Origin of the sequence: Rhizobium deserti (assembly GCF_004358025.1) — a bacterium.
GTDB lineage: Bacteria > Pseudomonadota > Alphaproteobacteria > Rhizobiales > Rhizobiaceae > Neorhizobium > Neorhizobium deserti.
The window spans coordinates 115,779-131,026 of the sequence record NZ_SMTL01000003.1; the positions used below are offsets into that span (position 1 = coordinate 115,779).

Genomic DNA, 15,248 nt, shown 5'->3' on the forward strand with positions numbered 1-15,248 from the left:
GGACTTGTCATCAGCCAGTTTGGCCAGGGAAGTTGCCGGCGCACTCGCCTCGGAGCTTGACTGACTGAGACCGGTCTCCGGTTCTACCAACTCGTCAACTCTTGAGAGGCGCTTAACCCTCTGTTAACCATAAACCTTGAATTTGGGAGCATCGTGAAGAACCTGTCGATGTAACAGGCGGCATGAAGCCGTTCCCTCGCAGCCAGATGTTTGGCATAAAACCCTTATCTATCAAGGACTTTGCCTGATGTCGGACATTATATCAACCAGCTACATCCAGAGCGCACTTCAGACCCTGCTGTTTGTTAATGATTCGCTCGACGAGACCCAGAAGCGCACATCGAGCGGCTCTGCGATTGGCTCGCCGTCCGACAATGCCAGCTATTGGTCGGTCGCCAATTCAATGACATCGGACACAAAAATCCTCAGCAGTGTCAGCGATGCGCTGAGCCTTGGCGCTTCCAAGGTGGATGCCGCTTATTCGGCTGTGTCCTCCTCGATCGATATCGTCAACCAGATTATGAGCCATTTGACGACCGCAAAAGAGGATGGTGTCGACAAGGCGACGGTCAACCAGACGATCAGCGGTCTCAAGTCGAACCTGACGTCCCTGATCAAGTCCGCCTCCTTCGGCAGCGACAACTGGCTGTACAATACCTCGCCTGCCGAAGCAGGCGAGAAGTCCGTCCCTGCCTATTTCCAGAGAAGCGTGACTGGTGCAGTGTCGTTGTCCTATGTCACCTTCGATGCCACGAATTCATCCCTGGTCGACACGGCCGATGCGAGCCGCGGCCTGCTCACCGGCGATATCGATGCAGCGGCATTGTCTTCGGACGGCTCTGGTTCACCAGCCAGATATTACTACCTGCTGGATGCCGGCTCCACGATCGGTGCCACGGGCTCGCCGATCGAACTGACCGAGGACACGACATCGGCCCAGGTCGACGACATGATCAGTGTCATGAGCTCCATCCAGCAGCGGCTGACGACGCTCGGCGCAACGCTCGGCACGATGTCGAACCGCATCGATACGCAGACGAGCTTCGTTCAAAATCTTTCCGATGTTTTCGACGAAAGCGTTTCCCGTCTCGTCGACGCCAATATGGAAGAGGAATCCACCAAGCTTTCGGCCTATCAGGCCAAGCAGGATCTTTCCTCCCAGATCCTCGGCATGGCAAACAGCCACCTGCAGAGCCTTGCTACGCTGTTCCGATAGGCTGCAGGCGGCTCGTCAGCAACAAAATCGATAAGGTCGAAAGGCAGCTTGATATAAAGCCTAGAGGCAACTGCAGGCGCTCTAGCCGGTTAAGATCCATAAAACGATGTGGCAAGACAAACGCAAGAAGCTCGCCATGGCGATGGCGAGCTTCTTCAAGCTAAATCGACAGTTACTGAGCGCTTTCGTAAACCTCGCCTGACGAGGTGACAATGACCCACTTTCCGTCTTTTTGGGTCAAGGCGGCAAGCCTGCTATTGTCGGGCAAGAGAGAACCAGTCTGAACAATATACATGCCGTTGCCGTCTTCGATCATGGCGCGACCGTTGGCAACATGGAGAAGCCGGAAGCCGGAGCGGCCCGGAAAGGGCTGCTGGGTGCCAAGATCGCCGGCGGGATCTTCAGCCGTCTTCGCGACCGTGGCGGTGAACAGCGTGTCGGACGGATCCATAGCAGCGTCCGGCTTGCGGGCAACCGCCATCGGCGCCACTTCTACAAGATCGCGCTGCCGGAAGCCGCGAGCGTCGCGTAGCTGCTCCCAGCCGGCAACACTGACACCAAACTTGTCCTGGTTGAGGAAGACGTACCAGGGAAACAGTGCCGCAGCGCCGGCCAGCACGATCGCTCCGCCCTTCAGCGTGATGTCATTACTGTTTTGTTCCCCGCCGCGCCGACGCTTGCTTGAGGCGCGCGCGGCTGGCTGCTTGGGCTTTACCCGGGTCATAGTCATCCTCTTTTTGCAGCCTGAATCTGACCGCCTGCCAGTGCGGCATTGCGCAGGGCGACGGCCAATTCGGCATAGGCATCGACTACCGACTTGTCGGCCGGCGTTTGTTTCAAGGTCTCGTAGATGGCCGGAACCTGCTTGACCGCCATATCCAGGTCAGGATCGGTGCCTTGCCGGTATCCGCCGATCAAGCGCAGGTCGCGGGTTTCCTCGAATTTGTGCATAAGCGTCTTCAACCGCATCACCAGTCTTTCCTGGTCCGGGGTCCAGGCCTTGCGAGCCAGACGCGAGATCGACGACAGCGGGTTGATCGGCGGGTAGCGCCCTTCATCCGCAAGGCTTCGTTCCAGCACGATATGCCCGTCCAGGATACCACGCGTGGAGTCCGAGATCGGGTCGTTGTGATTGTCGCCATCGACGAGCACGGAGATGATGGCCGTGATGGTGCCGCTGTCTTCCAGCCCCGGCCCTGCCCGCTCCAACAGCTTCGGCAATTCGGTGAAAACCGAGGCCGGATAGCCACGGGAAATGGGAAGCTCGCCGCTGGCGATCGCTACTTCCCGGACGGCATGCGCAAAGCGCGTGACACTGTCGGCGATGAACAGGACATTCTCGCCCTGATCCCGAAAATGTTCAGCGATCGTCATGGCCACCAGCGGTGCCATTTTGCGCAGCATCGGGCTTTCATCGCTTGTCGCGACGACGGCGATGGATTTGCGCATGTTGTGACCCATCGTATCTTCGATGAATTCACGCACTTCGCGACCGCGCTCGCCGACCAGGGCGATGACCACACGATCGAAGGCATCGGCGCTAGCCAGCATGGACAACAGCGTCGACTTGCCGACGCCGGAGCCTGCGAAGATACCGAGGCGCTGCCCGTAGCAAAGCGGCGTGAAGATATCGACCGCCTTCACGCCGGTGCGAAAGCCCTTATCGACGCGCCGGCGTGACATGGATGCCGGCGCGGTGCTGATGATGGACCGGGCAATGGTGCCTTCGGCCAGTGGCCCTCGCCCATCGATCGGACGGCACAATGCGTCTGTGGCGCGCCCACACCAGTCGTCATGGGGGGAAACCTTGAATTCGCCGATCCGCAAAACACTGTCACGGATGCTGATCGGTTCGCCGGGTTCGATTGGGGAGACCTGAACCAGCTCCGATTCAACCTTGATGACCTGTCCGAGATGCCTGCCGGCCCGGCTGCAATGCTCTACGAAGTCGCCGAGCCTGACATGCCGCGACAGTCCGCTCACCGCATAATGGGTTGCGGATATAGCGGTGACGACGCCGCCCGCGGCGACGGAAAATTCCGGATCGGCCTGGCGGGCAACGAGCGCTGCCAGAAGATCGAGCTTGTGTAGCGGCCTGTTCATGCTCTGCATCACGGTCATCTCACATCAACCCCGGCTTATTGGCTGCCGCCCAAGGTCTTGATCGCTTCGGTGAAGCTGCTTTCGGTGGAGCTCAGGAGGGAAGAGACGCTCTCGAAATTGCGGTTGATTGATATCAACTCGGTCATTTCGCCGATGGCGTTGACGTTGGACTGCTCGATATAGCCCTGCATCACACCCGTCTCGCGGGTATCGACAACAGGCTGCATGCCGCCTGACGGCAGGACACCGCTGTTGTCATATCTCAGGAAACCCTTTGTCAGGTCAGCCTGAAACAAGCCGATGGAGGCCACCACCTTGCCATCCTGCAGCACGCGGCCATCACCGCCGACAGCGGGCGGGCCGCCATTGCGGTCAAGCTGGATAGGCGCACCGCCGGCATCCAGCACTGCATAGCCACGAATGGATTGCAGTTCGCCGGTCTCGGCCATGGTGAAGCGGCCATCACGCGTCAGAACCTGCCCCGCCGGCGTCTCCAGCGCAAACCATGCGTCGCCCTTGACGGCAAAATCGAGAGGATTGCCGGTTTGCTGCAGTTCGCCGCTTTGCGTCGCCAGATAGTCGTTGCCTTGGGACACGAAGGCGACCTTGGCGGAAATATCGTTGTCGATGCTGGAAAGCACCTGGTCGAACTTCACTTCGGTCGAGCGGAAGCCCACCGTGTTCATGTTCGCCATATTGTCTGCGATCGTCGTGAGACGGCGCTCCAGCGCCATTTGCGCAGACAGGCCGACATAGATACCCGATTGCATGATGGATCTCCTAGGGAAGATGCTCCCTCCCATCGAGGAAGCATCGAGCGGCCTGAACCGGCCTTTCCCTCAAACAAACAGAGATTGCTTGCGTGAAGCTGATCGGCATCCGGCTGGTCTGCTGGCCTCGAATGGCGGTGCTAGCCAGCTTCACGCAAGGCAGCCCGCCTATTTCTTCCCACGGCTGAAATGACGTCGGATACACATCAAAATGATGATAATTTTGGGTTTCGTGATTACCATTGGCTGCGTGCTTGGCGGCTTCATGGCCATGGGTGGGCACCTAGACGTATTGTTTCAACCTTTCGAGCTTGTGATCATCGGGGGCGCCGGCCTTGGCGGCTTCATCATGGCCAATCCGATCAAGGTCGTGAAGGACTCGGGCAAAGCGCTGGGTGAGGCTTTCAAGTTCGCGGTTCCAAAGGACCGGGAATACCTGGATATCCTTGGTGTCCTTTATTCCCTGATGCGCGATCTGCGCACCAAGCCGCGCAACGAGATCGAAGCGCACATCGACAACCCGGAAGAATCGTCCATCTTCCAGAGCGCACCGACAGTTCTGAAGAACAAGCAGCTGACCGTTTTCATCTGCGACTATGTCCGTCTCATCATCATCGGCAATGCACGGTCCCACGAGATCGAAGCGCTGATGGATGAAGAGTTGGAGACCATGCTTGCGGACAGACTGAAGCCTTACCACGCGATCACCGCCATGGGCGATTCCTTCCCGGCCATCGGCATCGTCGCCGCGGTGCTCGGGGTTATCAAGGCCATGGGCAAGATCAATGAATCACCGGAAGTACTTGGTGGCCTGATCGGCGCCGCCCTGGTCGGTACCATGCTCGGCATCGTTCTTTCCTACTGCGTCTGCAACCCGCTGACATCGCAGATCAAGATCGTCCGGACCAAGCAGCATCGTCTCTACACGATCGTCAAGCAGACCTTGATCGCCTACATGAACGGTTCCGTCCCGCAGGTTGCGCTGGAATACGGTCGCAAGACCATCGGCAACAGTGATCGTCCTTCCATCGACGCCGTCGAACAGGAAATGATGAACCCGGGCGGCGAAAGCAAGGCGGCTTGATCCATGACAAAACAGCTTAGCCAAGCGTCCAGGCCCATGGACCGCGTCGTTCTTGCCCGGTTGACCGGTAATCTTGGCGACGCCAAGACCGTCGCTCGCTGCTGCAGCGATGTGGCTGCCCTTCACTGCCAGCTTCTCGGAGATATGATCCGGGAAGACATGCAACTCGAACTGGACATTGAATTCCTGGAGCATCGCTCCGGCCTGAATTCAGCCTTGGTTGCTGAACTCGGTGCTGAATACACGCTGGCAAGCGCGACATTACGCAACTGGTGTCCCCACTTCGTCCTCGGCACGAAAAACGACCTGGCCATTGCCATAATCGCACAGTTGCTCGGCGACGCCAGCCCGCAAGGGGGAGGTGGCGAAAGCCGTGCATTGTCTTCGATCGAGGCTGACATCGCCGCGCTGGTATTTACCAAGATGGCCAGCGTCATGCGCTCCGGCTTGAACGCGCCAGGCAATTTCGAGCCTGTTCTCTCGGCCCCCTATCCGGCTGGAGAATATGCCCAGCACGCCGCTGACGTCGAGGACGACTTTGCCGCAGCCATCAAACTTCAGGTGACACTGGGGGCTTTGGTTAGCGAGATCGTGCTCGTCATTCCGCAGAACGTCCTCCTGAAGACGACGATCGTCAAGACGACGGCACAATTAGCGGATGGACGAGAGGCGGACGAACGATTGACGGATCGCGTGCTTCGTTCGCAGGTCGATCTATGCGCACGTATCAAGCTGACACCTCTCAAGCTGGGCTCAATTGCGAGGCTACGGCCGGGCGACATCATTCCTTTCGAGGACATGGGCGAAGTCAGCGTCGACATGGATGCCAATGGCAAGATGATGTACCGCTGCGAATTCGGCCGGTCCGGAGACAGCTATTCGGTGAAAGTCAAATCGAACAGCAATCCCGAAGGCACGACTATCAAACAAATCTTGGATATCTAACCCTGTTCTGACCGGCGCGGCAGCCTCAGACAAGTTTCGATGTGGATAACGGCTTATGGCTAGAAAACCGACGGTTAAGAATGAAATCACTGAAGATCCGATCGCTTCGAGCAATTTGGATCTCGAGAACGCCATCGACGACCTTCGCGGGGCGTTGAAGGCAGACGAAGAAGGCACGGTCCTGCCTGTGGACCTCGACGCTTTCGGTTCTGAAGCAAGCGCGCCGTCTTTCGACGCCGACATGTTCGCAGCCGAGACTCCGACCTCCGGCTTCGGCGATTTCGGGTCTGATTTGGGATCCGACCTCGGCTCCGACGATTTTGGAAGCGGTTTTGGTGATGTAGCGGCGCCTTCCATGATGGCCAGCGCCGGTGCTTCCGAAACCGAGGATTATGGCCTCGACAGCAACCAGGCCCTGATCATGGACATCCCGATTGATGTCCAGATCGTTCTGGGGTCAAGCAGAATGCCGGTCAAGGGCCTGATGAACCTCAAGGAAGGCACGACGATCACGCTCGACAAGAAGATCGGCGAACCGGTTGACATCACGGTCAACGGACGCCTGATTGCCCGGGGTGAAATCACCCTGCTGGCGGATGACGATACGCGTTTCGGGGTCAAGCTCACCGAATTATCGGGAGCCTCGAAAGGCTAGTTTTAGAATACTAGGAAAAAGCCCATGATGGACTTTGATAGCTTTAGTGACAACCTGCCTTCCAGCCCGCTTTCTGCAGCAGAGAAAGCGGCTGCCGTTCTTCTCGCTATGGGAACCGGCGTGGCAGGAAAGCTCCTGAAATATTTCACGCAGGCCGAACTTCAAACCATCATTGCTTCCGCGCAGACACTGCGGGCCATTCCGCCGGACGAACTCATCGGGCTCGTGAACGAGTTCGAAGATCTGTTCACCGAAGGCACGGGGCTCATGGATAATGCCATGGCCATCGAGAAGATTCTCGATGAAGGCCTCACGCCCGAAGAGGTGGACGGGCTGCTCGGCCGCCGCACGGCGTTCCAGGCTTACGAGGATTCCAATTGGGACCGTCTGCAGGAGGCCGATCCCGCCTTCATCTGCAAGCATCTCAGCAAGGAACATCCGCAGACGATCGCCTATATCCTGTCCATGCTGCCGTCGGCGTTTGGTGCAAAGATCCTGATGGAACTGCCACAGTCATTGCGCGCCGACATCATGAAGCGCGCGGTCAACCTGAAGAACGCAAACCCGCAGGCGGTCCAGATCATCGAAAAGCGGATCGCGCAGCTGGTCGACGAGATCGAAGCGGAAAAGAATTCGACGGGACCGATCAAGGTTGCCGACCTCATGAACCAGCTCGAAAAGCCGCAGGTCGACTCTCTGCTCGAATCGCTGGAAAAGGTCAGCCAGGAAGCCGCCCAGAAGGTTCGCCCGAAGATCTTCCTCTTCGAGGACCTGATGCTGATGCCGCAGCGCAGCCGTGTGGTGCTGCTCAACGACATCTCCGGCGACATCCTCACCATGGCGCTCAAGGGATCTTCCCCAGCCATGCGCGAATGTGTTCTGTCCTGCATCAGCCCTCGCCAGCGCCGCATGGTCGAATCCGACCTCGCTGCCGGCGGACCGATCAACCCGCGCGAAGTCGCAATTGCGCGCCGGGCGGTTTCCCAGGAAGCCATCCGTCTGGGGAATTCAGGCCAGATCGAGCTGAAGGAAAAGGAAAAAGAAAAGGAAGAGGGCGCCGCCAACGAGGCTGCCTGAACCTCACAATTCCCTTAAGGGGCGCCGGTTGGCAGGTTCAAGACCCTGATCCGGTGCGTAACAAAAGACGCATGAGGGTTCAGCCTGTAAGGGCGCGCCAAGGGGGAGCTAAAATTGAACAAGCGCATACTGATGGTGGGAGCCGGACTGTCCGGCGCGGTGATCGGACGGAAACTTGCAGAGGCCGGTCATTCGATCGTCGTCTGCGACGAGCGCAACCACATTGCCGGCAACTGCTATACGGAGCGGGACAGCGATACCGGGGTGATGGTTCATGTCTACGGCCCGCATATCTTCCACACGGATGACGAGGAGGTATGGTCCTATGTCAACAGCTTCCAGACCTTCCTGCCGTTCGTCAACCGGGTGAAGACCACGAGCGGCGGACGTGTTTATCTCCTGCCCGTTAACCTGCACACCATCAACCAGTTCTTCGGCAAGACACTTAGGCCTGACGAGGCCCGCGACTTCATCACTTCCATCGCCGAAAGTTCGATCGAAGACCCCAAGACTTTCGAAGAGCAGGCCCTGAAGTTTGTCGGTCGGGATCTCTACGAAGCCTTTTTCAAGGGCTATACGGTCAAGCAATGGGGCTGCTCTCCGACCGAACTGCCGGCCAGCATCCTGAAGCGCCTGCCGGTCCGTTTCAATTATGACGACAACTATTTCTTCCACCGCTTCCAGGGCATGCCCGAAAACGGCTATACCGAGATGGTGGAGAGAATATTGAAGCATGACCGGATCGAAGTAAGGCTGAGCCACCGCTTCACACGAAGCGACACGCATGACTTCGATCATGTCTTCTATTCCGGCCCGCTTGATGGTTATTACGACTTCGAGCTCGGGCGCCTCGGCTACCGCACCCTCGATTTCGAGCGCTTCAATTACGACGGCGACTATCAGGGCTGTGCCGTGATGAACTACGGCGATCTTGGCGTGCCCTATACCCGGATAACAGAGCACAAGCATTTCTCTCCCTGGGAAAAGCACGAGAAGAGCATCTGCTACAGGGAGTTTTCCCGCGCCTGCGAAGAGGGGGACATTCCCTACTATCCGATCAGGATGGCAGACGAGAAGGCGCTTCTGGAGCGTTATGTTGAACGGGCGTCTGCGGAGCAGCAGGTCACGTTTGTCGGTCGCCTGGGGACCTACCGCTACCTCGACATGGATGTGACGATTCGCGAAGCCCTCGACACGGCGAATGCTTATCTGGGATCGCTTGCGGGCCAAGCGAAGCTCGGTGCCTTCTTTGTTACTCCTTAAAATCAAATACAGCGCAGGCGCAAATGCTGACATTTTCGACCGAGACGATGTGCCTTTTCGATACATTGACGTTTTGAGTCAATGTTAGAAGGCTGAATATTAGCCGAGGTCAATCGACTGCCTGTAGTTCTTGCTTAAATGGCCGGGAACAAGTTGACTTGGCCTGCCCAAGCGGCTGATCACACTCTTTATACCTGACAATATTGTATCATCCTCCTGCCAATGCTGTGCCCGGGCCCGGGAAAAGTTGCGGATCTGCAAGGCGTTAACTCAATATTAAATGATGCCCGCTTACATTCAGGATGATCGCGGAAGTTACATTTCGTCCATCTAGTTTCGCTCACGCATACAATGCTTTTCGCTGCGAGAACTGTTGGCCGGATAAGACGTTCGCATTCATCGGCGTGGGGGGTCAGAGCTTAATCGGCTCTGGAAGCATGATGCCCTTCCCGTGCGCAGGCTCGTGCGAGCCATGTCTCACTAATGTTTCGTCCGATGAAATAACCCGAGTTGTGGTCGCCGAGTGCGTCCGACTGCGTGGGCGCTTCTTCGGCGGGTGCATCATGCGCCTGGGGTTGCCTTGAGGGCCTTTGCCCTCGCGACCACGGACAGGGGAATGCGTACGTGATCAACCAGCACCGAGGGCGCACTAAATGACTTCCATCGTACAGAATTTGACCGTCACCCAGATCAAGGCGATGTCGACAGCGACAATCGCATCCTTGTCGACCGACGACGTTGCAGCACTGACCTCCAATCAGCTACAGGCACTTTCTTCTTCGCAGGTCGCTGCGATCGAAACTGAAGACTTCGCCGTCATCTCGTCCGCAAGCCTCAGCGCGCTTTCCGCAGCAGCCGTCCTGGGCATGACGACCGACCAGATTTCCACACTGACCTCTGCCAACATTACTGGCCTTACGAGCTCCCAGCTCTCAGCCATGTACACGGACCAGGTCGCAGCGCTCGACGACACGCAGGTTGATGCTCTTACGAGCCAGCAGATTGGTGCATTCGGCTCGGCAGCAATGGCGGTCATGGAGACCTCTGAGCTTGCACTCTTTTCTACCGACGATATCGCCGCGATCAGCACCAATGCACTTGCAGCACTGGCCTCGGAAGATCTCGCAGCTTTCGGCTCGAACGTCACTGCACTGACCTCCAAGCAGGTCGCAGCGCTCTCTACAGACGTCGTCGCTTCGCTTGGTTCCGACATTGTTTCTGCCCTGAGTTCTGAGCAGATCGGCGCCCTGACGTCAAAGCAGGTCGTTGCTCTTTCGACCGGCAGCCTTGCATCCATCGATGCCGCAAATATTGCTGCCATGGACGCCAAGGTGGTTGCAGCTCTGTCGACCGATCAGGTCGCTGCCTTGAATACCGACCAGGTTACCGCACTCGTCAGCTCGCACATTGCTGCCCTCGGCTCGGGCGCGATCGCTGCTCTGGCTAGCGACGAGATTGCAACCTTCACCACGGACGAGATCGCTGCCATCAGCACCAAGGCTCTTGCAGGTTTGGCCGCTGAAGATCTTGCAGCACTCGACACCAACGTTACGGCTCTGAGCACCAAGCAGATCGCGGCGCTGTCTACCGACCTGCTCGCTGCACTCTCCAGCGATGTTGTCGCTGCTCTCGGTTCCGACCAGATCGGCGCTCTGACTTCCAAGCAGGTCACGGCTCTGTCGACCGGCAACATTGCCGCCATCGAAGCTGCAGATATCAGCGCGATGAACTCCAAGACGGTTGCAGCTCTGTCGGACGCCCAGGTCGCTGCCCTCGCCACCGATCAAGTTGACGCCCTGACCTCCGGTCAGATTGCTGCTCTTGGCTCGGGTGCTATTGCCGCCCTGTCCAGCGACGAGATTGCTACCTTCTCTACCGATGAAGTCGCTGCCCTCAGCAGCAAGGCTCTGGCAGGATTGGCCGCTGAAGATCTTGCAGCGCTCGACAATAAGGTCACTGCTCTGACCACGAAGCAGATCGCTGCACTCTCTACCGATCTAATTGCTGCACTCTCGACCGACGTTGTCGCAGCACTCAGCTCCGACCAGATTGGCGCCCTCACTTCCAAGCAGCTTGCAGCAATGTCGACCGGCAGCATTGCAGCCATCGAATCGGCTGATATCTCGGCTCTGAACTCCAAGGCTCTTGCTGGTCTCTCGACGGATCAGGTCGCAGCCCTGAGCACTGACCAGGTCGACGCTCTCACCTCTGGTCAGATCGCTGCCCTCGGCTCAGGTGCCATCGCTGCCCTGGCCAGCGACGAGCTTGCTACCTTCTCGACCGACGAGATTGCCGCCATCAGCAGCAAGGCTCTGGCAGGATTGGCCGCTGAAGACCTCGCAGCCTTCGACACCAATGTCACCGCTTTGAGCACCAAGCAGGTAGCAGCCCTCTCGACCGGCTTGCTTGCAGCACTCTCGACCGATGTTGTTGCCTCTCTCAGCTCCGACCAGATCGGCGCTTTGACCTCCAAGCAGGTTGCAGCTCTCTCGACCGCCAGCATCGCAGCCATCGACTCGGCGGACATCAGCGCCTTGAATTCCAAGGCAATCGCTGGTCTGTCCACCGATCAGGTTGCCGCCCTCAGCACCGACCAGGTAACAGCCCTGACTTCCGGTCAGATTGCTGCCCTGAGCTCGGGTGCCATCGCCGCCCTGTCGAGCGACGAGATCGAAACCTTCTCGACCGACGAGATTGCTGCGATCAACACCAAGGCTCTGGCAGGATTGGCTGCTGAAGACCTCCTCGCCTTTGGCAACAATGTCACGGCTCTGAGCACCAAGCAGGTAGCGGCTCTTGCAACCGGCTTGCTCGCTGCCCTCTCCACCGATGTTGTCGCAGCTCTGAACTCCGACCAGATCGGCGCTCTGACCTCCAAACAGGTAGCGGCTCTCTCGACCGGCAGCATCGCCGCCATCGAAGCAGCTGATATCGGAGCGATGAACTCCAAGACGATCGCCGCGCTTTCGACCGATCAGGTTGCTGCGCTCGGCACAGACCAGGTTGACGCTTTGACCTCCGGTCAGATCTCTGGCCTCAGCTCGGGTGCCATCGCCGCTCTGTCGAGCGACGAGATCGCAACCTTCACGACCGATGAAGTCGCTGCGATCAGCACGAAGGCCCTGGCAGGATTGGCTGCTGAAGACCTCACGGCTCTCGACACGAAGGTCACTGCTCTGACGACCAAGCAGATCGCTGCACTTTCGACCGATCTGATTGCCGCGCTCACCACTGACATTGTTGCAGGCTTCAGCTCCGACCAGATCGGCGCCCTGACCTCTAAGCAGGTTGCGGCTCTGTCGACCGGAAGCATCGCAGCAATCGATGCCGTAGACATCAGCGCCTTGAACTCCAAGGTTCTGGCTGCCCTGTCGACCGGCCAGATTGCAGCCTTGGACACTGACCAGGTTGCGGCTCTGAGCAGCTCGCAGGTTGCGGCCCTCAGCTCCGGCGCAATCGCCGCCTTGTCGAGCGACGAAATCGCCACCTTCTCGACGGACGATATCGCAGCGATCAGCACCAAGGCTCTGGCTGGCTTGGTTTCGGAAGACTTCGCAGCACTTGGTTCGGACGAACTGGCTGCCTTCTCTTCTAAGCAGATCCAGGCACTGAACAACGATCAGGTTGCTGCCATCATCGCAGCTTACGCTGCAGTCTGATAAGTAGCCTTGCTTGAACAGCGGCGGCGCGGCTTCGGTCGCGCCGCCTTTTTTGTTTATGGCTTCTGGGCGCCCTACCCCACGGCGCCCGGTTGTATCTACCAGCCCTGCGCAAGCTAACTGGAATATGCGTGACGAGACGCCCGGGAGCGTCAATCCCCAGTTCGGCTGGCTTGCAAGGGATGGTCATGAACGCAAATATCGCATCTTCTGTCGCTCAGGCTTCGCCCCTGGCAAGCATTCTGCAAAAGGCCCAGAACCAACAGCTTTCTATTGGCGACCTGCTGCAAGTGGCTGAGGCCCTTAACTCGAGCGGCCAGGAAGCCCGGGCGGTCGAGGTCTATAAGGTCTGGCTCGCGTTCAACGAAACCCATCCGCTCGCGCATATCGTTTATTTCAACTATTCCGTGACGCTGAAGCAGACCGGTGATCCCGCAGGCGCCATCCAGGCCCTACGAGCAAGCACCAAGCTCGAGCCGCAATTCGGCCCGGCGCACATCAATCTCGGACGAGCGCTGGAGGATTACGGCCTGATCAACCAGGCCGTTCAGCAGTGGCGCAGCTATCTCGACCTGACGACCGAAGTCACGCCGGACCGGATCAGCAACCGCCTGATGACGCTTCAGCACATCGGCCGGGTGCTTGAGAATGCCGGAAAGCTCGAAGATGCCGAGACAGCCATGTGGCAGGCGATCGAACTGCAGCCGACCAAGCCGGAGGCGGCGCAGCATTGGAGTGCGATACGCCAGCGGCAGTGCAAGTGGCCGTTGTTGACATCGTCCCAGCACGTATCGGCCCGACAGCTTCTCGACGCCATGTCGCCACTGACGCTGTCCTGTTTTTCCGACGATCCGATCTTCCAGCTCGCCAAGGCTTATCGCTATAATAAGCATCTCGTCGGCGGGCCTGTCGACCTCAACGCATTCCCGCGCAAGGCGCCGAAGCAGAAGACCGGCACCGGCCAGCGCGTTCGTGTCGGCTATCTTTCTTCCGACCTGCGCGATCATGCAGTCGGCTTCGCGCTTCGCGAAGTTCTCGAACTGCACGACAAGAACAGCGTCGAAGTCTACGCCTATTATTGCGGCGAGCCCCGCACCAACGACCCTACCCAGGATCGCATAAAGGCAGCCACGGACGCGTGGCGCGATATCGCCACCATGAGCGATGTGGACATCGCGACGCTGATCCGCCGTGACGAGATCGACGTGCTGGTGGACGTCAATGGCTACACGAAACATGCACGCACCAAGGTTTTTGCTTATCGGCCAGCACCGGTCATCGTCAGCTTCTGCGGCTATCCCGGCACGATGGGCAGCCCCTTCCATCAGTACATGATCGCTGACGACCATATTGTGCCGGTCGAAAACGAAATCTACTACACCGAAAAGGTGCTGCGGATCGCCTGCAACCAGCCTCTCGACCGTAAGCGCGTCATCGCGTCGAAGCCGAGCCGAAAGGAAGCCGGTCTTCCAGAGAACGCCTTCGTTTATGCCTGCTTCAACGGCATGCAGAAAATCACCGCCAACTGCTTCGACCGCTGGATGAAGATCCTCGCCGCCACGCCCGGCAGTGTTCTGTGGCTGCTGGCCGGTGACGAGGACGCTAATGTTCGGCTGCGTCAGCTGGCCGAGCAAAAGGGCGTGGCGCCAGAGCGGCTGATCTTCGCGCCCAAGGCACCCAATGCAAACCATTTGGCGCGTATCGCCGTGGCAGATCTTTTTCTCGATACCTTCCCTTACGGCGCCCATTCGACGGCGTCCGACGCAATCACCATGGGTCTGCCGATCATGACCATGCCAGGCAATGGCTTCGCGTCCCGCTTCTGCGCCAGCATTGTCGCGGCGGCAGGCGTGCCGGAGATGGCATGTGCGACGCCGGAAGAGTATGTCCAACGAGCTATCGGCTTCGCCCACAACCGCCAGAGCCTCGATGCCGTCCGTCAATCCTTGCAGAGCCAGCGCGAGACGAGTGCCCTTCGCGACATTCCGGGCCTAGCCCGGCGGCTGGAAGAATTGTTCTGGCAGATGCAAGGCGAGTGCGAACGCGGCGAGACGCCGGTCCCTGACCTGCGCAATCTCGACCTGTACTACGAGATCGGCGCCGATCTGGTGCTGGAAGACGTGGAATTCGAAAACAGCCAGAGCTATCGCAAGCGCTACTTGAAGAAGCTCGCGCAATGGCACGACTATGCGCCGATCCCCTATGACCGCCGCCTTTGGACTGAGCCGAGAGCCTGATCGAGTTCTGTCGACAATACGCCGCCCCACCGGCGGCGTATTGCCCCCCCCCCCGGCGCCGGCTGATGAACGTCAGCCCATCAGTGGCCCGATCCAGACCTGTGTCGCCGTACCCCCTCAGAATCGTATCCATCACATCTCTGCAAGCATGTAACGTCTCATCAGCTTGAGCATTAGCTGCTGGATCGAAAGGCTGGTCAGTCGGCACACTGTTCCGAAATATCGGACGAACGCCAGCC

The 15,248-nt window shown here is 58.5% G+C and carries 11 protein-coding genes; 8 read left to right on the forward strand and 3 right to left on the reverse strand.

All coding sequences use genetic code 11. From position 1 onward, the window contains the following. Nucleotides 1–247: 247 nt before the first annotated feature. Nucleotides 248–1,216 carry a flagellin N-terminal helical domain-containing protein gene (locus E2F50_RS12650; protein WP_133316536.1) on the forward strand — a complete coding sequence of 323 codons (969 nt, stop codon included), beginning with the start codon at nucleotides 248–250 and terminating at the stop codon, nucleotides 1,214–1,216. Between the two features lie 172 nt (nucleotides 1,217–1,388). Here the strand turns inward: E2F50_RS12650 and E2F50_RS12655 are convergent, their stop codons facing one another. The 3 genes from E2F50_RS12655 to flgF are packed head-to-tail and all read right to left on the reverse strand — an operon-like array spanning nucleotide 1,389 to nucleotide 4,089. Further along, nucleotides 1,389–1,940 (reverse strand): flagellar protein, encoded by a 552-nt coding sequence (locus tag E2F50_RS12655; RefSeq protein ID WP_133316537.1) that lies wholly within the window; start codon nucleotides 1,938–1,940, stop codon nucleotides 1,389–1,391. A gap of 2 nt (nucleotides 1,941–1,942) precedes the next feature. Continuing rightward, nucleotides 1,943–3,328, reverse strand: a complete 1,386-nt coding sequence (fliI, locus tag E2F50_RS12660; protein ID WP_425375387.1) for a flagellar protein export ATPase FliI — start codon at nucleotides 3,326–3,328, stop codon at nucleotides 1,943–1,945. A 26-nt stretch (nucleotides 3,329–3,354) separates the two neighbouring features. Continuing rightward, complete coding sequence (gene flgF, locus E2F50_RS12665) at nucleotides 3,355–4,089, reverse strand: flagellar basal-body rod protein FlgF (RefSeq protein WP_133316539.1); 735 nt, start codon at nucleotides 4,087–4,089, stop codon at nucleotides 3,355–3,357. 211 nt (nucleotides 4,090–4,300) lie between these two features. Between flgF and motA the strand changes: the two genes are divergently transcribed. The 7 genes from motA (at nucleotide 4,301) to E2F50_RS12700 (ending at nucleotide 15,009) form a co-directional block, all read left to right on the forward strand. Beyond that, nucleotides 4,301–5,173: a flagellar motor stator protein MotA gene (gene motA / locus E2F50_RS12670; protein WP_133316540.1), complete on the forward strand. Its 873-nt coding sequence runs from the start codon at nucleotides 4,301–4,303 to the stop codon at nucleotides 5,171–5,173. A 3-nt stretch (nucleotides 5,174–5,176) separates the two neighbouring features. After that, nucleotides 5,177–6,118: a FliM/FliN family flagellar motor switch protein gene (locus E2F50_RS12675; protein WP_133316541.1), complete on the forward strand. Its 942-nt coding sequence runs from the start codon at nucleotides 5,177–5,179 to the stop codon at nucleotides 6,116–6,118. Between the two features lie 55 nt (nucleotides 6,119–6,173). Further along, nucleotides 6,174–6,773: a flagellar motor switch protein FliN gene (fliN, locus tag E2F50_RS12680; protein WP_133316542.1), complete on the forward strand. Its 600-nt coding sequence runs from the start codon at nucleotides 6,174–6,176 to the stop codon at nucleotides 6,771–6,773. Between the two features lie 24 nt (nucleotides 6,774–6,797). Continuing rightward, nucleotides 6,798–7,850 (forward strand): flagellar motor switch protein FliG, encoded by a 1,053-nt coding sequence (gene fliG, locus E2F50_RS12685; protein ID WP_133316543.1) that lies wholly within the window; start codon nucleotides 6,798–6,800, stop codon nucleotides 7,848–7,850. A 132-nt stretch (nucleotides 7,851–7,982) separates the two neighbouring features. Continuing rightward, nucleotides 7,983–9,113, forward strand: a complete 1,131-nt coding sequence (gene glf, locus E2F50_RS12690; RefSeq protein ID WP_133317098.1) for a UDP-galactopyranose mutase — start codon at nucleotides 7,983–7,985, stop codon at nucleotides 9,111–9,113. Nucleotides 9,114–9,766: 653 nt separating this feature from the next. After that, a complete protein-coding gene (locus E2F50_RS12695; RefSeq protein ID WP_133316544.1) occupies nucleotides 9,767–12,772 on the forward strand; it encodes a beta strand repeat-containing protein in 3,006 nt (1,001 codons plus the stop codon). 188 nt (nucleotides 12,773–12,960) lie between these two features. Beyond that, nucleotides 12,961–15,009 carry an O-linked N-acetylglucosamine transferase, SPINDLY family protein gene (locus E2F50_RS12700; RefSeq protein ID WP_161974127.1) on the forward strand — a complete coding sequence of 683 codons (2,049 nt, stop codon included), beginning with the start codon at nucleotides 12,961–12,963 and terminating at the stop codon, nucleotides 15,007–15,009. Nucleotides 15,010–15,248: the final 239 nt, after the last annotated feature.